Below are 19,752 nucleotides of genomic sequence, written 5' to 3' on the forward strand. Positions count from 1 at the left end.
GTGTCTGTCTCCTGGCTGTTGCCGGGATTTAAACACTGTTCAATTTTTCGATCAACGATCAGAAAACTGGATCGACGATCAATCGGAGGGCTATAGTCCCGCCCATGCATGCCAAGCTCCAACGCCGACAGGCGCTCACCGATGCCCGCCGGGCGCTCGTGCTCGACGCTGCACGGGCGGTCTTCCTCGAGGCGGGCATCGAGGGCGCGAGCGTTCGCGAAATCGCCAGGAGGGCGGGCTACACCCCGGGTGCGATCTATTCGTACTTCGAGAGCAAGGAAGCGATCTACGCCGCTCTGCTGAACGAGTCCATCCAGCGGCTGCAGTCCGCGGTGGCCGAGGCCTCTGCGTCGCAGGACGGCCCCGGACAGGCGCTCGCTGCGAGGGCCCAGGCCTGGTTCGACTTCTACGCGGCGAATCCGCGCGAGCTCGACCTCGGTTTCTATCTGGTGCAGGGCATGCGCCCGCGCGGCCTGACCAGCGAGCTCGACCACGAGCTGAACGACCATCTCTACCAGGCCCTGCGACCCTGCGAAGAAGCGCTGCAGGAACTGGGGCTCGACGCCGACGCGGCCCTGCGCGAGAACACCGCGCTCTTCGCGCACGGCGTCGGCCTGCTGCTGATGCAGCATACGGGGCGCATCCGCATGTTCAGGCAGTCGGCCGATGCGCTGTTCAAGTCCTACGTGGCGCAGCTCGTCGCGCGCGTGGCCGGCGGCTCGCGTCAGCCGGGTCTTTTCGGTGGTACGGTTCAGCCCGATTCAACCGATTCCTGAAGAAAGAACCTTTTCATGCTGCTCGACGCCTCGCAATCCCAACTCATCCTGGTCGACTACCAGGAGCGCCTGATGCCGGCGATCTTCGAGGGAGAAGCGGTTGCGCAGAACGCCGTGCGGCTCGGCAAGATGGCCAGGCTGTTCCAGGTGCCGGTGTTCGGCACCGAGCACAACCCCTCCAAGCTGGGCCAGAACCTGCCCGACATCCGCGCGCAGTGCCAGCGCACCCTGTCGAAGATGCACTTCAGTGGCGTGGAGGAGGGCCTCGGCGAGTGGCTGCGCGTGCCGGCCAAGGCGCCGCAGGGCAATGCGCGCAGCCTGCCCAAGCATCTGCAGAAGCCGCAGCAAGCCGCCGAGGAGCGCAACAGCATCGTCATCGCCGGCTGCGAAGCCCATGTCTGCCTGCTGCAGACGGCGCTCGACCTGCTGGAAGACGAGTTCGAGGTCTGGGTCGTGACAGACGCCTGCAGTTCGCGCACCGAGCGCAACCGTGATGCCGCCTTCGACCGCCTGGCTGGCGCCGGGGCCGAGCTGGTGACGACCGAGATGGTCGGCTTCGAATGGCTGCGCACGGCAGAGCATCCGGCGTTTCCCGAAGTGCTCTCGCTGATCCGCTGAGCCGGGGGTGGATTGAAGCCGGGTTGCCCCGGCTGTCAGCTTGCTGCAAGATCGGCCTCCATAATTATGAATTCAGTTTTGGCGCCGGCCAGGACGGAACGAATGACAGGAGACAAACCGAGATGAGCCGCTATGAAGAGTTCTATCGCCAGTCCGTCGACGCGCCCGAGGCCTTCTGGGCCGAGCAGGCGAAGCTGATCGACTGGCGGACGCCCGCGCAACAGATCCTCGACGCCAGCCAACCGCCTTTCGCGCGCTGGTTCGTGGGCGGCACCACCAATCTCTGCCACAACGCAGTCGATCGGCACCTCGCGCAGCGGGGTGACCAGCCGGCGCTGATCTTCGTGTCCACCGAAACGGGTGTGGAGAAGAGCTACAGCTTCGCCGAGCTGCACGCCGAGGTGCAGCGCACCGCCGCCAGCCTCCTCGAGCTGGGGGTGGGCAAGGGCGATCGCGTGCTCATCTACATGCCGATGATTCCGGAGGCCGCCTTCGCGATGCTGGCCTGCGCGCGCATCGGCGCCATCCATTGCGTGGTGTTCGGCGGCTTCGCCAGCGGGTCGCTCGCCACGCGCATCGAGGACGCCGAGCCCAAGGTGATCGTGAGCGCCGACGCGGGCTCGCGCGGCAGCAAGGTCATCGCATACAAGCCGCTGCTCGACGAGGCGATCCGGCTGTCGAAGCACAAGCCCTCGGCCGTGCTGCTGACCGACCGCGGCCTCGCACCCATGGAGCTGACTGCCGGGCGCGACCATCTGGCCGCCGAGCTGCGCCGCAAGCACCTCGACGCCGAGGTGCCATGCACTTGGCTGGCTTCCACCGACATCAGCTACACCATCTACACGAGCGGCACCACGGGCAAGCCCAAGGGCGTGCAGCGCGACGTGGGCGGCTACGCGGTCGCGCTGGCTGCGAGCATGAAGCACATCTTCGACGGCCGGCCGGGCGAGACCTACTTCTCCACCAGCGACATCGGCTGGGTGGTGGGGCACAGCTACATCGTCTACGGCCCGCTGATAGCGGGCATGGCGACGATCATGTACGAGGGCCTGCCCACGCAGGGCATCGACCGGCAGCCCGACGGCGGCATCTGGTGGCGGCTGGTCGAGAAATACAAGGTGACGGTGATGTTCAGCGCGCCCACCGCCGTGCGCGTGTTGAAGAAGCAGGACCCGGCGCTGCTGAAGAAATACGATCTCTCGACCCTGCGCGCGCTGTTCCTGGCCGGCGAGCCACTCGATGAGCCGACCGCCCGCTGGATCAGCGAGGGTCTTGGCGTGCCGATCATCGACAACTACTGGCAGACCGAATCGGGCTGGCCGATGATCACCATCGCCAACGGCGTCGAGCCCAAGCCCAGCAGGTTCGGAAGCCCCGGCGTGCCGATGTACGGCTACCGCATCAAGATACTGCACGAGTCCACCGGCGAGGAGCTGACCGGCGCCAACGAGAAGGGCGTGGTCGTGGTCGAGGGGCCGACTCCGCCGGGCTTCATGCAGACCGTGTGGAAGGACGATGCGCGCTTCGTCAACACCTACTGGAACAGCGTGCCCGGCAAGATGGTCTATTCGACCTTCGACTGGGGCATCCGCGACGAGGACGGCTATTTCTACATCCTCGGGCGCACCGACGACGTGATCAACGTGGCAGGCCACCGGCTCGGCACGCGCGAGATCGAGGAGAGCATCTCGGGCCATTCCAACGTGGCCGAGGTGGCGGTCGTCGGCGTGGCCGATGCGCTGAAGGGGCAGGTCGCGATGGCCTTCGTCGTGCCCAAGGACGGCAAGGCCGTGGCCGATGCCGATGCGGCCCTGAAGCTCGAGGGCGAGATCATGAAGGTGGTGGCCGACCAGCTCGGCGCCCTGGCCCGGCCGGCGCGGGTGCGCTTCGTCTCGGGCCTGCCGAAGACCCGCAGCGGCAAGCTGCTGCGCCGCGCCATCCAGGCCGTCTGCGAGCACCGCGACCCCGGCGACCTGACCACCATCGACGACCCGGCCACCCTGCAGCAGATCAAACAGTTACTCACTTCGTCCGAATGAGCGGGGAATGAGCAACAGGAGGGCTTGCGAAGCCGGGTTGGACCGTCATATGGTTGACGTGGCACAATGCCAAGGTACTCAGGCCCTTCCCCAGCCACAGTCGCATCCGCCAATCGGTTCAGCCGTGTCGCGGAAGGTTTCTTAAACCAACTAGTGCTTCCCTCAGGGAAGCGAAGGTCAGCGGATCATGAGCGATTCTTCCACGCCCACGGCGTACACCGCCTATCAAGGCAACACGTACCTCTTCGGCGGCAACGCGCCGTATGTCGAGGAAATGTACGAAAACTACCTCGCCAACCCCGGCAGCGTGCCCGACAACTGGCGTTCGTACTTCGACGCGCTGCAGAACGTGCCTGCCGCCGACGGCTCCAACACCCGCGACGTCCCCCACCAGCCGGTCATCAATGCCTTCGCAGAACTCGCGAAGCAGGGCACGACCAAGGTCGTGCAGGCCAGCGGCGCCGACTCCGAACTCGGCCGCAAGCGCACGGCAGTCCAGCAGCTGATCGCCGCCTACCGCAACGTCGGCGCCCGCTGGGCCGACCTCGATCCGCTCAAGCGCGCCGAGCGCCCCTCCATCCCCGAACTCGAGCCCTCGTTCTACGGCTTCGCCGACGCCGACCTCGAGACGGTGTTCAACACCAGCAACACCTTCTTCGGCAAGGAAACGATGTCCCTGCGCGAGCTGCTCAACGCTCTGCGCGAAACGTACTGCGGCACCATCGGCGCCGAGTACATGTACACCACCGACCAGAACCACAAGCGCTGGTGGCAGCAGAAGCTCGAGAGCGCACGCACCAATCCCAAGCTGAATACCGAGCAGAAGAAGCGCGTTCTCGACCGCCTGACCGCGGCCGAAGGCCTCGAGCGCTTCCTCCACACCAAGTACGTCGGCCAGAAGCGCTTCTCGCTCGAAGGCGGTGAGAGCTTCATCGTCGCGATGGATGAGCTCATCAACCGCGCCGGCGAGAAGGGCGTGCAGGAGATCGTGATCGGCATGGCCCACCGCGGCCGCCTGAACGTGCTGGTGAACTCGCTGGGCAAGATGCCCGCCGACCTGTTCGCCGAGTTCGACCACACCGCCCCCGAAGAGCTGCCCAGCGGCGACGTGAAGTATCACCAGGGCTTCAGCTCCGACGTCAGCACCCCTGGCGGCCCGGTGCACCTGTCGCTGGCCTTCAACCCCTCCCACCTCGAGATCGTGAACCCGGTCGTCGAAGGCTCGGTGCGCGCGCGCATGGACCGCCGCGGCGACAAGGAAGGCGACTCGGTGCTGCCGGTGCTCGTGCACGGCGACGCCGCCTTCGCCGGCCAGGGCGTGGTCATGGAAACGCTGGCACTGGCCGAGACCCGCGGCTACTACACCGGCGGCACGGTCCACATCGTCATCAACAACCAGATCGGCTTCACCACCAGCGACCCGCGCGACAGCCGCTCGACGCTGTACTGCTCGGACATCGTGAAGATGATCGAGGCACCCGTGCTGCACGTGAACGGCGACGATCCCGAAGCCGTGGTGCTGTGCATGCAGCTCGCGCTCGAGTTCCGCCAGGAGTTCAACAAGGACGTGGTGGTCGACATCGTCTGCTACCGCAAGCTGGGCCACAACGAGCAGGACACCCCCTCGCTCACCCAGCCGCTGATGTACAAGAAGATCGCCCAGCACCCCGGCACCCGCCGCCTGTACGCCGACAAGCTGGCCGCGCAGGGCCTGGGCGACACGCTCGGCGACGACATGGTCAAGGCCTACCGCGCCGCCATGGATGCCGGCAAGCACACCATCGACCCGGTTCTGACCAACTTCAAGAGCAAGTACGCGGTCGACTGGAGCCCCTTCCTCAACAAGAAGTGGACCGACGCCGGCGACACCGCCATCCCCACGACCGAGTGGAAGCGCCTGGCCGAGAAGATCACCACCGTGCCGCAAGGCTTCACCGTGCACCCGCTGGTGAAGAAGGTGCTGGACGACCGCGCTGCCATGGGCCGTGGCGACGTCAACGTCGACTGGGGCATGGGCGAGCACATGGCCTTCGCCTCGCTGGTGGCCAGCGGCTATCCGGTGCGCCTGTCGGGTGAAGACTCCGGCCGCGGCACCTTCACGCACCGCCACGCGGTGCTGCACGACCAGAACCGCGAGAAGTTCGACGAAGGCACCTACGTGCCGCTGCAGAACGTGGCCGACAACCAGGCTCCGTTCGTCGTCATCGACTCGATCCTCTCGGAAGAAGCGGTGCTGGCCTTCGAATACGGCTACGCCTCGAACGACCCGAACACCCTGGTGATCTGGGAAGCGCAGTTCGGCGACTTCGTCAACGGCGCGCAGGTCGTGATCGACCAGTTCATCGCCTCGGGTGAAGTGAAGTGGGGCCGCGTCAACGGCATCACCATGATGCTGCCGCACGGCTACGAAGGCCAGGGCCCCGAGCACAGCTCTGCCCGCCTGGAGCGCTTCATGCAGCTGGCCGCCGACGCCAACATGCAGATCGTGCAGCCCACCACGGCCAGCCAGATCTTCCACGTGCTGCGCCGCCAGATGGTGCGCAGCCTGCGCAAGCCGCTGATCATCATGACGCCGAAGTCGCTGCTGCGTAACAAGGACGCGACCTCGCCGCTGTCCGAGTTCGTCAAGGGCGGTTTCCAGACCGTGATCCCCGACAGCCGCGACCTGAAGGCCGAGAAGGTCAAGCGCCTGATCGCCTGCTCGGGCAAGGTCTATTACGACCTGGCCAAGAAGCGCGAGGAGAAGGAAGCCGACGACGTGGCGATCATCCGCGTCGAGCAGCTCTATCCGTTCCCGCACAAGGCATTCGCCGCCGAGATCAAGAAGTACCCGAATCTCGTCGACGTGGTCTGGTGCCAGGACGAGCCGCAGAACCAGGGCGCCTGGTTCTTCGTGCAGCACTACATCCACGAAAACATGCAGGAAGGCCAGAAGCTCGGCTACTCCGGCCGTGCCGCATCGGCCTCGCCGGCGGTGGGCTACTCGCACCTGCACCAGGAACAGCAGAAAGCGCTCGTCGACGGCGCATTCGCCAAGCTCAAGGGCTTCGTGCTGACCAAGTAAACCTGTCCTCTTTCACACGAACACCCTGAAGAACAAATCGGAGCCCACTCCAAATGTCTATCGTTGAAGTCAAAGTCCCCCAGCTTTCCGAATCCGTGGCCGAAGCCACCATGCTCACCTGGAAGAAGAAGGCCGGCGAAGCCGTCGCCGTCGATGAAATCCTGATCGAGATCGAGACCGACAAGGTCGTGCTCGAAGTGCCTGCTCCCTCGGCCGGCGTGCTGGCCGAAATCATCCAGCCCGACGGCGCCACCGTGGTCGCCGACCAGCTGATCGCCAAGATCGACACCGAAGGCAAGGCCAGTGCCGCAGCACCTGCTGCAGCCCCCGCCGCCGCGGCAGCCCCGGCGCCCGCAGCCGCTCCGGCAGCTGCAGCCGCCGCCACCGGCGGCTCGAAGGCCGACGTGGCCATGCCCGCCGCCGCCAAGCTGCTGGCCGACAACAACCTGAAGACCGGCGATGTCGCCGGCTCGGGCAAGGACGGCCGCGTGACCAAGGGCGACGTGCTCGCCGCGGTCGCTTCGGGCGCCAAGCCTGCCGCACCTGCAGCCACCATCGCCGTGCCGGCCGCAAAGCCCGCGCTGCCGCAGGTCGCCGCTCCCGCGAGCGCCCCCGACCTGGGCGAGCGCCCCGAGCAGCGCGTGCCGATGAGCCGCCTGCGCGCCCGCATCGCCGAGCGCCTGATCCAGTCGCAGTCGACCAACGCCATCCTGACGACCTTCAACGAGGTCAACATGGCGCCCGTCATGGAACTGCGCAAGCGCTTCCAGGACAGCTTCACCAAGGAACACGGCGTGAAGCTCGGCTTCATGTCCTTCTTCGTGAAGGCCGCCGTGCATGCCCTCAAGAAGTACCCGGTGCTCAACGCCTCGGTGGACGGCAACGACATCCTGTACCACGGCTACTTCGACATCGGCATCGCCGTCGGTTCGCCGCGCGGCCTGGTGGTGCCGATCCTGCGCAATGCCGACCAGATGAGCTTCGCCGACATCGAGAAGAAGATCGCCGAATACGGCAAGAAGGCCCAGGACGGCAAGCTGGGCATCGAAGAGATGACCGGCGGCACGTTCTCCATCTCGAACGGCGGCACCTTCGGCTCGATGCTCTCGACCCCGATCATCAACCCGCCCCAGTCGGCCATCCTCGGCGTGCACGCCACGAAGGACCGCGCCGTGGTCGAGAACGGCCAGATCGTGATCCGTCCGATGAACTACCTGGCGATGAGCTACGACCACCGCATCATCGACGGCCGCGAAGCCGTGCTGGGCCTGGTCGCCATGAAGGAGGCGCTGGAAGATCCGTCGCGCCTGCTGTTCGATATTTGATCCACCCCCGTTGCTTGCTCACTTCGTGTAGCCGCCTCCCCCCTCGAGGGGGCGCACCCGGCGGCCCGGCAGAGCCGGTTCCGCGGGTGCCTGCGAACTGGCCGGCGCTTCGCGCGGCCCTGTTTGAAAGCGGCACACCGAATTACGAAAGAACCTATGTCCAAACAATTTGACGTGATCGTCATCGGCGGCGGCCCTGGCGGCTACATCGCTGCCATCCGCGCCGCACAGCTCGGCTTCAACGTGGCCTGCATCGACGAGTGGAAGAACGGCAAGGGCGGCCCCGCACCGGGCGGCACCTGCACCAACGTCGGCTGCATTCCCTCGAAGGCGCTCCTGCAGTCGTCGGAGCACTTCGAGCAGGCCGGCCATCACTTCGCCGACCACGGCATCAAGGTCGAGGGCCTGGGCCTCGACATCGACAAGATGCTGGCCCGCAAGGACCAGGTCGTGAAGCAGAACAACGACGGCATCCTGTACCTGTTCAAGAAGAACAAGATCTCGTTCTTCCACGGTCGCGGCTCGTTCGTGAAGTCGGACGCAGGCGGCTACGAGATCAAGGTGGCTGGCGCCGCCGAAGAGTCGATCGTCGGCAAGCACATCATCGTGGCCACGGGCTCCAACGCCCGCGCGCTGCCGGGCACGCCCTTCGACGAGGAGAACATCCTCTCGAACGACGGCGCGCTGCGCATCGGCGCCGTGCCGAAGAAGCTGGGCCTGATCGGCTCGGGCGTCATCGGCCTGGAAATGGGCTCGGTGTGGCGTCGCCTCGGTGCTGAAGTCACCGTGCTCGAAGCGCTGCCGACCTTCCTCGGCGCGGTGGACGAGCAGATCGCGAAGGAAGCCAAGAAGGCCTTCGACAAGCAGAAGCTCAAGATCGAGCTCGGCGTGAAGGTCGGCGAGATCAAGTCGTCGAAGAAGGGCGTGAGCGTTGCCTGGACCGACGCCAAGGGCGAAGCCCAGACGCTGGAAGTCGACAAGCTGATCGTCTCGATCGGCCGCGTGCCCAACACCATCGGCCTGAACGCCGAAGCCGTGGGCCTGAAGCTCGACGAGCGCGGCGCCATCGCGGTGGACGACGAGTGCAAGACCAACCTGCCCAACGTGTGGGCCATCGGCGACGTGGTGCGCGGCCCGATGCTGGCGCACAAGGCCGAGGAAGAGGGCGTTGCCGTGGCCGAGCGCATTGCCGGCCAGCATGGTCACGTCAACTTCAACACGATCCCGTGGGTGATCTACACCAGCCCCGAGATCGCGTGGGTCGGCCAGACCGAGCAGCAGCTCAAGGCCTCGGGCCGCGCCTACAAGGCCGGCACCTTCCCGTTCCTCGCGAACGGCCGCGCACGCGCGCTGGGCGACACGACCGGCATGGTCAAGTTCCTGGCCGACGCCGCGACCGACGAGATCCTGGGCGTGCACATCGTGGGCCCGCAGGCCAGCGAGCTGATCTCCGAAGCCGTGGTGGCGATGGAGTTCAAGGCCAGCGCCGAGGACATCGCGCGCATCTGCCACGCGCACCCGTCGCTGTCGGAAGCCACGAAGGAAGCGGCGCTCGCCGTCGACAAGCGCACGCTGAACTTCTGATCCCGCCGATCTTTTGACCAGCGTCAAACAGGCCTACGAGGCGGAACTCGCTGCGCGCGGGTTCAAGAGCGATCCCGCGCAGCTGCGCGCCGTGGAGGCGCTGGATCGCTGCGCCAGCGAATGGGCCGAGTACAAGGCCCAGCGCTCGAATGCGCTGAAGAAGCTCATCAACAGGCCGGAGCTCCCGCGCGGCGTCTACATGTACGGCGGCGTCGGGCGGGGCAAGAGCTTCCTGATGGACCTGTTCTTCAACGCCGTGCCGCTGCGGCGCAAGACGCGCCTGCACTTCCACGAGTTCATGCGCGAGGTGCACCGCGAGCTGCGCGAGCTGCAGGGCACGGTCAACCCGCTCGACGAACTGGGCCTGCGCATCTCCAAGCGCTACAAGCTGATCTGCTTCGACGAGTTCCACGTGGCCGACATCACCGACGCGATGATTCTTCATCGCCTGCTGGTGTCCCTGTTCGACAACGGCGTGGGCTTCGTCACCACCTCGAACTTCAAGCCTGACGACCTGTACCCGGGCGGCCTGCACCGCGACCGCATCCTGCCCGCCATCGAGCTGCTCAACGAGAAGCTCGAGGTGCTGAGCGTCGACAACGGCACCGACTACCGGCGCCGCACGCTCGAGCAGCTGCGCATGTACCTCACGCCCAACGACGGCGCGGCAGAGAAGGAGATGCGCAAGGCGTTCGACAGGCTGGCCGAAACGGCCGACGAGAACCCGGTGCTGCACATCGAGCAGCGCGAGATCCGTGCGCGGCGCAAGGCGGGCGGCGTGGTCTGGTTCGACTTCAAGACGCTGTGCGGCGGTCCGCGCTCGCAGAACGACTACCTGGAAATCGCGAGCCAGTTCCACACCATCCTGCTGTCCGACGTGCCGCACATGCCGGTGCGCATGGCTTCCGAAGCGCGCCGTTTCACCTGGCTGGTCGACGTCTTGTACGACCGGCGGTGCAAGCTCATCATGTCGGCTGAGGTTCCGCCCGAGGCGTTGTACACCGAGGGTCCGCTGTCGCACGAATTTCCGCGCACGGTCTCCCGGCTCACCGAAATGCAATCGAGCGAGTTCCTCGCCCTGGAACGCCGCGTCGTCGACACCCGACTCACATGAAAAAAATCGTTCTTGCCGTGTTCATGGCGCTGGCCAGCCTGCCGCTGTGGGCCCAGTCCAATGCCGCGGCGGGCAACGCCGACCTCGAGGCGGAGAAGCGCCGCCTGTCGGCCGAGCGCGAGGCGATAGAGAAGCGCTTCGTCGAGGAGCGCGCCGCCTGCTACAAGAAGTTCGCGGTGGAAGACTGCCTGCAGGAAAGCCGCAGCCGCCGCCGCAAGGAAACCGACAACATCAAGCGGCAGGAAACCGCCATCAACGACATCCAGCGCCAGCGCGCCGGCGCGGCCGAGCTTAGGAAGCTCGACGAGAAGGCGGGCACGCAGCGTCCGGCGGACACGCCCGAGAAGCAGCAGCAATCCATCCAGAACCAGAAGGACCGCGAGCAGCGTGCGGCCGACCACGCGGCCAGCCGTGCCGCCACCGCCGCTGAAGCCGCTGAGCGCGAGCGCCAGTTCCAGGCCAAGCAGCAGGCGCATGCCGACGAGCAGGCCAAGGCGGCCCAGCGTAGCGCCGAAATCCCTGAATCCGTGCGGCGCTTCCAGGAGAAGCAGCGGCGCGCCGCCGAGCACAAGGCCGATCGCGAACGGCGCAACGCCGAGCGCGACAGGCCGCGCGGGGCGCCCCTGCCACCGCCGCCTGCCGAACCGGTAAAGCCCTGATAAAGAGAAAAAAGAGGCTTTTCGCGGCCCCGCGCTCAGGCGGCGGCTGCGGGAAGCGCGTCGAGCTTCAGGACGGCGATGGAAATGTTGTCGCCCGTTCCCCGTGCACGGCGGCGGGCTTCACCCACCAGGATCTCCACCGCATCGCGCGGCGGCTGTGCGAAGAGCACGCTGGCCAGCTCCTCGGGGCTGAAGTAGTGCCAGAGCCCGTCGCTGCATGCCATCAGCAGGTCGCCCGGGGCCATCTTCGGGATGTAGTAGGGATCGATGGGCGGCGGCGTGGTCGTCATGCCCAGGCAGCCCAGCAGGATGTTGCCCTGCGGATGGATGTTGGCCTCGGCCTCGGTGATCTGGCCGCGGTCGATCAGCACCTGCACGTAAGAGTGGTCGCGCGTGCGCTTGACGAGCTGCCCGTCGTGGAAATGGTAGATGCGCGAGTCGCCGGCATGGATCCAGGCGCAGTCGCCCTTGGGATTCATGAGGAAGGCCGCGATCGTGCTGTGCGGCTCCTGCTCGGCGGAAACGGCGGTGAGCTTGATGACCGTGTGCGAGTCCTCGAGGATCCGCTTGAGCAGGGCTTCGGGGTCTTCCTTGCCGGGCTGGTAGCGCGTGAAGAGCTGCCGTGCCGTCATGAGGACCTGGTCGGAGGCCTTGCGCCCGCCGCTTCGGCCGCCCATGCCGTCCGCCACCACGCCCAATATGCAGCCTTGCACGCGCGGGTGGCTCATCAGCAGCACCTGGTCCTGCTGGTACGGTCGGTCTCCCTTGTGGAGTCCGGTGGCCGCTGCGAGTCGAAAGCCTTGGGTCATGAAGCAATGAGCGCCTGGGGCGCGGGTTCCTGTCTTCTCGGGGATTCGTGTCAGGACGTATTATCGAATGAACATGCGGCACGCAAACCACGCGGGCGCTTCCCACCGTTGGACTCCAATCTTCACTCCCTCTCCCGCCAGCTGATCGAACTGCGCATCGAGCATGCAGACCTCGACGCCACCATCGACAGGCTGGCCGAAGGCTCGGCCCAGGACGAGCTGCTGCTTCGGCGCCTCAAGAAGCGCCGCCTCGCGCTGCGCGACCAGATCGCCCGTCTCGAAAACATCCTCGATCCGAAAGAGCCGGCGTGACGGGTTCGCTCGAAGACAAGGTGCGCGACGCCTTCGCGCAGGACGGCGGCCTTTCCCGCGCCGCGGAGCAGTTCCGCGAACGCTCGGGGCAGACCGAGATGGCGATGGCCGTGGCCCGCACCATCGACAACGGCGGCATGCTGGTGGTCGAGGCCGGTACCGGCGTGGGCAAGACCTTCTCGTACCTCGTACCGGCACTCCTGAGTGGCGAGCGCGTGCTGCTCTCCACCGCCACCAAGACCCTGCAGGACCAGCTGTTCGGCCGCGACCTGCCGCGCCTCGTCGAAGCCTTCGGCCTGCCGGTGCGCACGGCGCTGCTCAAGGGGCGCGCGAGCTACCTGTGCCTGCACCGGCTCGACATGGCGCGCCACGACGCTTCGCTGCCCGAGCGCGGCAGCCTGCGCACGCTCGCCAAGATCGAGCAATGGTCGAAGGCCACCCGCACAGGCGACCTGGCCGAACTGCCGGGGCTCGACGAGCGCTCGCCGCTCATCCCGCTGATCACGTCAACCCGCGAGAACTGCCTGGGCGCCCAATGCCCGCAGTTCAAACCCTGCCACGTCAACCTGGCGCGCCGCGAGGCGCTGGCGGCCGACATCGTCGTCATCAACCACCATCTCTTCTTCGCCGACCTCGCGGTACGCGAGACCGGCATGGCCGAGTTGCTGCCGACGGTGAGCGTGGTGGTGTTCGACGAAGCCCACCAGCTCAACGAGACAGGCGTGCAGTTCCTGGGCGCGCAGCTCGGAACGGGGCAGGCGCTCGACTTCGCCCGCGACATGCTCGCCGCAGGCCTGCAGCATGCACGCGGGCTCGTCGACTGGCAGAAGCTGGTGTCCGCGACAGAGCGCGCCGCGCGCGAGCTGCGGCTGGTGGTCGGCAAGCAATGGCCCGGCGCCAAGCTGCGCTGGCTGGGGGCGTCGCCCGACGGCATCGACCCAGACGCCTGGCAAGGCGCGCTCGACGAACTGCTGCACGCGTTCCAGGCGTCCGCGGAAGGGCTGGACACGGTCAGCGAGATCTCGCCCGATTTCGTGCGGCTTCACGAGCGGGCGCGCCAGCTGGCGAAACGTGCGTCGAAGTTCGCGTTGGGATGCGAGGTCGATTCGGTGCGCTGGGTGGACGTGGGTACGCAGCTGCGGCTCATCGAATCGCCGCTGGACATCGCCGATGCGATGCGCAAGCGGGTCCTCAAGATCGCGGACGACGCCGATGAAGCCGGTTTCGAAGAGGACGAGCAGGAGGATGGACTCGACGCCTATGGCGAGCAGCCGGCGCGATCCGGCAATGTGCGGGAAGAGGGCGGCCGCGCCTGGGTCTTCACCTCGGCCACTCTGGGCGACGAGCCTACGCTGCGCTGGTTCACCGAGCCCTGCGGCCTTCAGGACGCCGAGGTGCTGCGCGTGCAGAGCCCCTTCGACTACGCCTCGCAGGCCGCGATCTACGTGCCGCGAGCCTTTCCCAAGCCCAACGATCCCTCCCACAGCCAGCGGGTCGCCCAGCTGGCGGCGCGCGGAGCGGCGGAGCTCGGCGGCCGCACGCTGGTATTGACGACCACGCTGCGCGCGCTGCGCACCATCGGCGACGAAATGAGGCAGCGGTTCGAGCTGCTCGACGCGCAGCTGCGGCCCGAAGTGCTCGTGCAGGGCGAACTGCCCAAGCGCGTGCTGATGGATCGATTCCGCGAAGGTTCGAGCGCAGGGCGTGCCGGCTGCGTGCTGGTCGCCTCCGCCTCGTTCTGGGAGGGGTTCGATGCGCCGGGAGACGTGCTGCAACTGGTGGTGATCGACAAGCTGCCGTTCCCGCCGCCTAACGATCCGCTGGTCGAGGCACGCTCGCAGCGCCTGGAGTCGCAGGGGCGGAGTTCGTTCGCCGACTATTCGCTGCCCGAGGCCGCGGTGGCGCTCAAGCAGGGCGCGGGCCGATTGATCAGGCGCGAGACCGACAGCGGCGTGCTGGCGATCTGCGATACGCGTCTGGTGGCGATGGGTTACGGGCGCCGCTTGCTGGCAGCCCTGCCTCCGATGCGGCGGCTCGAGACCGAAGCCGATTTCGATGCCGCGCTGGAGGCGCTCAAGAACTGAGCGGGAGGCTACGGCAGGGCGCTTGCGGCCCTGCCGGTTCAGGAAGGGTTCTGGCTTACCAGACCTTCCACCAGGGATCGTCCTTGCCCTTGAAGCCGTTGGCGAGGAAGGTGCTCTGCGGGTAGTTGGTGGTCAGCACGCGCTGGGCGTCGTCGCGCAGGTCCTTCATGCCGAGGGCGTCGTACGACTTGACCATGATGTACAGGGCCTCTTCGAGCGCCGGCACTTCGCGGTAGTCGGCCAGTGCGACCTGCGCGCGGTTGATGGCCGCCAGGTAGGCGCCGCGCGTGTAGTAGTAGCGGGCCACGTGAACTTCGTACTGAGCGAGCGAGTTCACGATGTAGTTCATGCGCTGGCGAGCGTCGGGGGCATAGCGCGAATCGGGGAAGCGCGTGACCAGATCCTTGAACGCCTCGAACGATTCCTTCGCGGCCTTCTGGTCGCGCTCCGACAGGTCCTGGCGCGTCAGGAATGCGAACATGCCGAGGTCGTCGTTGAAGTTGATCACGCCCTTGAGGTAGAGCGCGTAGTCGAGGGCCGGGCTCGCCGGGTGCAGCTTCATGAAGCGGTCGACGGTGGCGATGGCTGCAGCCTTTTCGCCCGACTTGTACTGGGCGTACGCCTTTTCCAGCTGTGCCTGCTGGGCGAGGGGCGTGCCGGCCGCGCGGCCTTCGAGCTTCTCGTAGAGCGGGATTGCCTTGTCGTAGGCGCCGGAGCCTGCCTCGTCCTTGGCTTCCGAGTAGATCCGGTTGGGGCTCCAGGTGGCGGTCTTGTCGGCGGAGGGTGTCGACGAGCAGCCTGCTGCCAGCAGAGCCGCCGCGCTGAGCGCGATCCAGGCGGGGACCGATAATTTGGCGCGAATCATCACATACGGCTTTCGTGAAACAGTTGCCCTCAATTATATCGACCGACCCCCTGGGCAATATCCCCGACAGCCCGGAGGTGGCCGAGCACGAAGAGGGCGCGGACCCGGTCGAGGCCAGCGAGCAGCGGCCCTTCGTCATCGACCCGGCCCAGCACGGCCAGCGGCTCGATCGGGCGCTCGCCGCGCTGGTGCCAGAGTTCTCCCGCAGCTACCTGCAGCAGCTGATCGAGGCGGGCGTCGTCGAACTGCAGGGGCGTACGGTCACCAAGGCCTCGGCCCCCGTCAAGGCGGGCCAGTCCGGCCGCATCGAGTTGCGCCCGACGCCCCAGAGCCAGGCCTTCCGGCCGGAGGCGATGGACATCGTCACCGTGTACGAGGACGAGCATCTGCGCATTGTCGACAAGCCGGCCGGCCTCGTGGTGCATCCGGCGCCTGGGCACTGGAGCGGCACGCTGCTGAACGGCCTGCTGGCGCTCGACCCCAAGGCCGTGCTGCTGCCGCGCGCCGGCATCGTGCACCGGCTCGACCGCGATACCAGCGGCCTGATGGTGGTGGCGCGCACTCGCGCCGCGATGGATGCGATGGTGGCGCTGATCGCCGCGCGCGAGGTCAAGCGGCAGTACCTGGCCATCGGCCACAGGCAGTGGGAGGGCGCGGCGGCGCGGCATGTCGACGCACCCATCGGGCGGGACCCGCGCAACCGGCTGCGCATGGCGGTGGTCGATCTGGAACGTCACGCGGGCAAGACGGCCCGCACGCTGATCGAGCGGCTCGACAGCAACGCCGAGGGCTGCGCCGTGCGCTGCACGCTCGAAACCGGGCGCACCCACCAGATCCGCGTGCACATGGCCTCCATCGGCCATCCGCTGGTGGGCGACGCCCTCTACGGCGGCGCGCCGGCCGCCGGGTTGTCGCGCCAGGCGCTGCATGCATTCAGGCTGGCCTTCGTGCATCCCGTCACGCAGGCTGCGCTGGAGTTCCGCTCGCCGTTGCCGGAAGACCTCGTCCGGGCTTTGCAGGCCTGGGGCCTGGATTACAATCGCGCCTGACGGCCCGAGGGCCGCGCCGGTCGCCCGAGACCGGCCTCGCGTTGCATCTGCCGCGTGCCTGCAGCGCCTACTCCTTCCATCCTTCTGAACAAGCGCCCCCAGGCGCCTTTTCCCGGATAACGCGAACCATGAATACGGCGGATGCCAAGCGCATTCTCGAAACCGCCTTGATCTGTTCGAGCCAGCCGTTGCCGGTGCGCGATATGCGCGTGCTGTTCGACGACGAACTGGGTGCGGACACCATCAAGTCGCTGCTGCTCGAGCTGCAGGAAGACTGGGCGCAGCGCGGCCTGGAGCTGGTGAGCGTCGGCAGCGGCTGGCGCTTCCAGAGCCGGCCTGAAATGCGCGACCACCTCGATCGCCTGCACCCCGAGAAGCCGCCGCGCTACACGCGTGCTGCGCTCGAGACGCTGGCGATCATCGCCTACCGCCAGCCGGCCACGCGCGGCGACATGGAAGACATCCGCGGCGTGACGATCAATTCGATGATCCTCAAGCAGCTGGAAGACCGCGGCTGGGTGGAGGTCATCGGCCACCGCGAGACGGTCGGCCGACCTGCGCTCTATGCGACCACGCGGCAGTTCCTCGACGATCTGGGGCTGGCCTCGCTCGATCAACTGCCGCTGATCGAGACGCCGGCACAGCAGGCGGCGCTGGTCGATGCGCTGGAGCAGGCCTCGGGTGAGCAGCAGGGGCTGCCGATCGATGCGGCTGCGGAACCCGAAGCCGCCGAGGGCGACGCCGATGCCTCGGGAATGGCGGAGCTGGAGCTTTCCTCCGCCGACGCGCCGGTGCCCGATGCCGAGATTGCGGCTTCGCAGCAAGGCGAAGAAGCCGAACCTGTGACGAACGCAGCCGAAGAGCCTGCCGCCGTCGATATCGCGCCCGAAGTTTCCGAGGCGGCAGAAGCCGCCGAGGCGATCGAAGCCATCGAGGCCGCCCAGGCGCAGGTCGCCGAGAACGAGGCAGGCGCCGAATCCGCTGCCGCCGAGCAAGAACAAGAACCCGCGTCGGAATCCGATGCCCCGTCCGAGGACGAGGCCGATCCTCACGCTCCCTCTCCCGGAAAAACCTCATGAGCACAACCGACACCGAAGACGCAGCAATGCTGCCGGTCGAGCCCGAAGTCAAGAAGAAGAAAAGGGCGACCACGGCCAAAAAGGCTGCGGTTGAAGCTGTCGAGGCGGTTGCGCCCCCGGCGCCCGCATCCGAGGCCGTGGCCGAGGCGCCGAAGAAGCCGCGCGCGCCCCGCAAGAAGAAGGTTGTCGAGCAGCCTGCCGTCGAAGGCGAAGCGGTAGCCGCTCCGGCCGCCGAATCCGCCGAATCCGCTGAGCCGCAAGTTGCGGCGCCGGCCACCGAGCAGGCGCCAGTGGTTGCTGAAGCCGCCCCTGGTGATGTGCCGACCGAGGCTGTCGTGGTGGCGGCCCAGCCTCCGGTGCCCGAGCGCGCCGAGGACCGCAACGACGAGGTGCGGGACGACGGCGAAGAGGACGAAGAAGACGAAGAAGAGCCCGACGAGGAGGAGGACGACCTCGACCGCGCGCGCCGCGCCGCCGAGCGCGAGCAGCGCAACGCGCCTCCGCCCGAGCCGATCCGGTTCGCGGACGTCATCTCCGGCCAGTTCGACGCCGACGAGGAAAGCCCCGAGGTCCCGCCGCTCAAGCGCGTGCTGCTGCCCGAGGCCGATTCGCCCAAGCTGCACAAGGTGCTGGCGCAGGCGGGCCTGGGTTCGCGGCTCGAAATGGAGCAACTGATCCTCCAGGGACGCATTTCCGTCAACAACGAGCCGGCCCACATCGGCCAGCGCATCCAGTACGGCGACCAGGTCAAGATCAACGGCAAGCCGATCCGCTACCGCATCGCACCGCCGCCGCCGCGCGTCATCGCGTACCACAAGCCCGTGGGCGAGGTGGTCACGCACGACGATCCCCAGAACCGCCCGACCGTGTTCCGCAAGCTCCCGCGCCTGCAGCAGGGCAAGTGGCAGTCGGTGGGCCGTCTCGACCTGAATACCGAAGGCCTGCTGCTGTTCAGCAGCTCCGGCGACCTGGCCAACCAGCTCATGCACCCGCGCTTCGGCCTGGAGCGCGAGTACGCGGTGCGCGTGCTGGGCGCGCTCACCGCCGAAGAGAAGCAGAAGCTGCTCGACGGCGTGCGTCTCGACGACGGCATGGCGCAGTTCGGGGCCATCGAGGACGGTGGGGGCGAAGGTTCCAACTGCTGGTACCGCGTGACCATCTCCGAAGGGCGCAACCGCGAGGTGCGGCGCCTGTTCGAGTCGGTGGGCCATGCGGTCAGCCGGCTGATCCGCATCCGCTACGGCGCCATGGTGCTGCCTCGCGGCCTGAAGCGCGGTGCCTGGATGGAGCTCGACGACCGTGACATTCGCGCGCTGTTCCAGGCTTCGGGTGGCGCGGTGGCGCGTCCGGGCCAGCAGCAGCGCGGCCCGGGGCAAGAGGGTGGCGGCAACGGCCGCGGCGGCCGCAACAAGAAGCGCCGCGGCAATCGCAACGGAGGCGGCGGCCAGGCCGCGCGCGACGATGGCGGGCGCGAGGCGCCGATCCCGAATCCGCTGGGCGACGGCCGTCCGCCGCGCGGCGAGCGGGGCGGGCGCCCCAACCGCGGCAATGGCGGCAACGGTGGTCAGCCCCAGGGGCAGGGACGCCGCGGCAACGGCGGCCGCCAGGGTGGCGATCGCCAGCAGGGCGCCGCCAACCAGCCCGATCCGATGAAGACCTCGCTGGGCTACATCGGCGCAGACAGTTTTTCGCGCCAGCGCAAGGAGCAGCGCGGAGGCCAGCGCCGCGGCGGCGGCGGAGGCGGTGGTGGCGGCTTCGGAGGCCAGGGCGGCGGACGCCGCCGCGGGCGCTGAAAGGCTGCCGTCGCATCGCGGCCTTTCGCGGGGTTTTCACCAATCCGCAAGGCCGCGCCGGTTAAAATCAGAGGCTTTGTCGACAAGTGACGAAACAAACTCGTTGCAGTTGTGACAAAACAATTCAAAATCAAAGCTCCAGGAAGCATTTCAATGGCTATCGAACGTACCCTTTCCATCATCAAGCCCGACGCAGTTGCCAAGAACGTCATCGGCAAGATCGTTTCCCGTTTTGAAGCTGCCGGCCTCAAGATCGTCGCCGCCAAGCTGGTGCACCTGTCGCGCAACGAAGCCGAACAGTTCTACGCCGTGCACAAGGAGCGTCCCTTCTTCAAGGACCTCGTCGAGTTCATGATCTCCGGCCCCGTGTTCGTGCAAGTGCTCGAAGGCGAGAACGCCATCGCCAAGAACCGTGACCTGATGGGCGCTACGGACCCCAAGAAGGCAGCCGCCGGCACCATCCGCGCCGACTTCGCCGACAGCATCGACGCCAACGCCGTTCACGGTTCGGACGCTCCCGAAACCGCCGCGAACGAAGTCGCCTTCTTCTTCGCTGGCCTCAACGTCTACGCACGCTGAAGC

General features: G+C 67.1%; 16 protein-coding genes. 14 read left to right on the forward strand and 2 right to left on the reverse strand.

The window, feature by feature from the left end:
- The first annotated feature begins 104 nt into the window (after positions 1 to 104).
- The 8 genes from ACTJLF_RS07380 (at position 105) to ACTJLF_RS07415 (ending at position 11,179) form a co-directional block, all read left to right on the forward strand.
- Positions 105 to 776 carry a TetR/AcrR family transcriptional regulator gene (locus tag ACTJLF_RS07380; RefSeq protein WP_126184343.1) on the forward strand — a complete coding sequence of 224 codons (672 nt, stop codon included), beginning with the start codon at positions 105 to 107 and terminating at the stop codon, positions 774 to 776.
- A gap of 15 nt (positions 777 to 791) precedes the next feature.
- The gene (locus ACTJLF_RS07385) at positions 792 to 1,394 is read left to right on the forward strand and encodes an isochorismatase family protein (RefSeq protein WP_126184342.1); all 603 of its coding nucleotides are present in this window, start codon (positions 792 to 794) and stop codon (positions 1,392 to 1,394) included.
- On the forward strand, positions 1,337 to 3,433 hold the full coding sequence (locus ACTJLF_RS07390) for a propionate--CoA ligase (protein ID WP_440882768.1): 2,097 nt from the start codon (positions 1,337 to 1,339) through the stop codon (positions 3,431 to 3,433). The genes ACTJLF_RS07385 and ACTJLF_RS07390 overlap by 58 nt, the downstream gene beginning before the upstream one ends.
- Positions 3,434 to 3,620: 187 nt before the next feature.
- On the forward strand, positions 3,621 to 6,497 hold the full coding sequence (locus ACTJLF_RS07395; RefSeq protein WP_019653134.1) for a 2-oxoglutarate dehydrogenase E1 component: 2,877 nt from the start codon (positions 3,621 to 3,623) through the stop codon (positions 6,495 to 6,497).
- Positions 6,498 to 6,550: 53 nt separating this feature from the next.
- Positions 6,551 to 7,822: a 2-oxoglutarate dehydrogenase complex dihydrolipoyllysine-residue succinyltransferase gene (gene odhB, locus ACTJLF_RS07400; RefSeq protein ID WP_019653133.1), complete on the forward strand. Its 1,272-nt coding sequence runs from the start codon at positions 6,551 to 6,553 to the stop codon at positions 7,820 to 7,822.
- Positions 7,823 to 7,978: 156 nt separating this feature from the next.
- Positions 7,979 to 9,406, forward strand: a complete 1,428-nt coding sequence (gene lpdA / locus ACTJLF_RS07405; RefSeq protein WP_019653132.1) for a dihydrolipoyl dehydrogenase — start codon at positions 7,979 to 7,981, stop codon at positions 9,404 to 9,406.
- A 13-nt stretch (positions 9,407 to 9,419) separates the two neighbouring features.
- Positions 9,420 to 10,520 (forward strand): cell division protein ZapE, encoded by a 1,101-nt coding sequence (gene zapE, locus ACTJLF_RS07410; protein WP_019653131.1) that lies wholly within the window; start codon positions 9,420 to 9,422, stop codon positions 10,518 to 10,520.
- Entirely contained in the window at positions 10,517 to 11,179 is a 663-nt protein-coding gene (locus ACTJLF_RS07415) for a hypothetical protein (protein ID WP_440882769.1), read from the forward strand. The genes zapE and ACTJLF_RS07415 overlap by 4 nt, the downstream gene beginning before the upstream one ends.
- 35 nt (positions 11,180 to 11,214) lie before the next feature.
- Here ACTJLF_RS07415 and ACTJLF_RS07420 read toward each other — a convergent pair whose 3' ends face one another.
- Positions 11,215 to 11,988, reverse strand: a complete 774-nt coding sequence (locus ACTJLF_RS07420; RefSeq protein WP_019653129.1) for a PP2C family protein-serine/threonine phosphatase — start codon at positions 11,986 to 11,988, stop codon at positions 11,215 to 11,217.
- Between the two features lie 108 nt (positions 11,989 to 12,096).
- On the opposite strand from ACTJLF_RS07420, the gene ACTJLF_RS07425 reads away from it, so the two are divergent.
- Both ACTJLF_RS07425 and ACTJLF_RS07430 read left to right on the forward strand, forming a co-directional pair.
- On the forward strand, positions 12,097 to 12,300 hold the full coding sequence (locus tag ACTJLF_RS07425) for a YdcH family protein (protein WP_019653128.1): 204 nt from the start codon (positions 12,097 to 12,099) through the stop codon (positions 12,298 to 12,300).
- Entirely contained in the window at positions 12,297 to 14,384 is a 2,088-nt protein-coding gene (locus ACTJLF_RS07430; RefSeq protein WP_440882770.1) for an ATP-dependent DNA helicase, read from the forward strand. Before ACTJLF_RS07425 ends, ACTJLF_RS07430 begins: the two co-directional genes overlap by 4 nt.
- Before the next feature lie 55 nt (positions 14,385 to 14,439).
- On the opposite strand, the gene ACTJLF_RS07435 is transcribed toward ACTJLF_RS07430, so the two are convergent.
- Positions 14,440 to 15,249 carry an outer membrane protein assembly factor BamD gene (locus ACTJLF_RS07435; protein WP_019653126.1) on the reverse strand — a complete coding sequence of 270 codons (810 nt, stop codon included), beginning with the start codon at positions 15,247 to 15,249 and terminating at the stop codon, positions 14,440 to 14,442.
- A 23-nt stretch (positions 15,250 to 15,272) separates the two neighbouring features.
- Between ACTJLF_RS07435 and ACTJLF_RS07440 the strand changes: the two genes are divergently transcribed.
- From ACTJLF_RS07440 to ndk, 4 genes are all read left to right on the forward strand, one after another.
- Positions 15,273 to 16,298, forward strand: a complete 1,026-nt coding sequence (locus ACTJLF_RS07440) for an RluA family pseudouridine synthase (RefSeq protein ID WP_440882840.1) — start codon at positions 15,273 to 15,275, stop codon at positions 16,296 to 16,298.
- A gap of 128 nt (positions 16,299 to 16,426) precedes the next feature.
- Positions 16,427 to 17,377, forward strand: a complete 951-nt coding sequence (gene scpB, locus ACTJLF_RS07445) for an SMC-Scp complex subunit ScpB (RefSeq protein WP_440882841.1) — start codon at positions 16,427 to 16,429, stop codon at positions 17,375 to 17,377.
- Positions 17,374 to 19,170 carry a pseudouridine synthase gene (locus ACTJLF_RS07450; protein ID WP_440882771.1) on the forward strand — a complete coding sequence of 599 codons (1,797 nt, stop codon included), beginning with the start codon at positions 17,374 to 17,376 and terminating at the stop codon, positions 19,168 to 19,170. The genes scpB and ACTJLF_RS07450 overlap by 4 nt, the downstream gene beginning before the upstream one ends.
- Positions 19,171 to 19,323: 153 nt before the next feature.
- Positions 19,324 to 19,749, forward strand: a complete 426-nt coding sequence (gene ndk, locus ACTJLF_RS07455; protein WP_019653122.1) for a nucleoside-diphosphate kinase — start codon at positions 19,324 to 19,326, stop codon at positions 19,747 to 19,749.
- The last annotated feature ends 3 nt before the right edge of the window (positions 19,750 to 19,752 follow it).

This window comes from Variovorax sp. 22077, assembly GCF_052044195.1.
GTDB classification, from domain to species: Bacteria; Pseudomonadota; Gammaproteobacteria; order Burkholderiales; family Burkholderiaceae_C; genus Variovorax; species Variovorax atrisoli.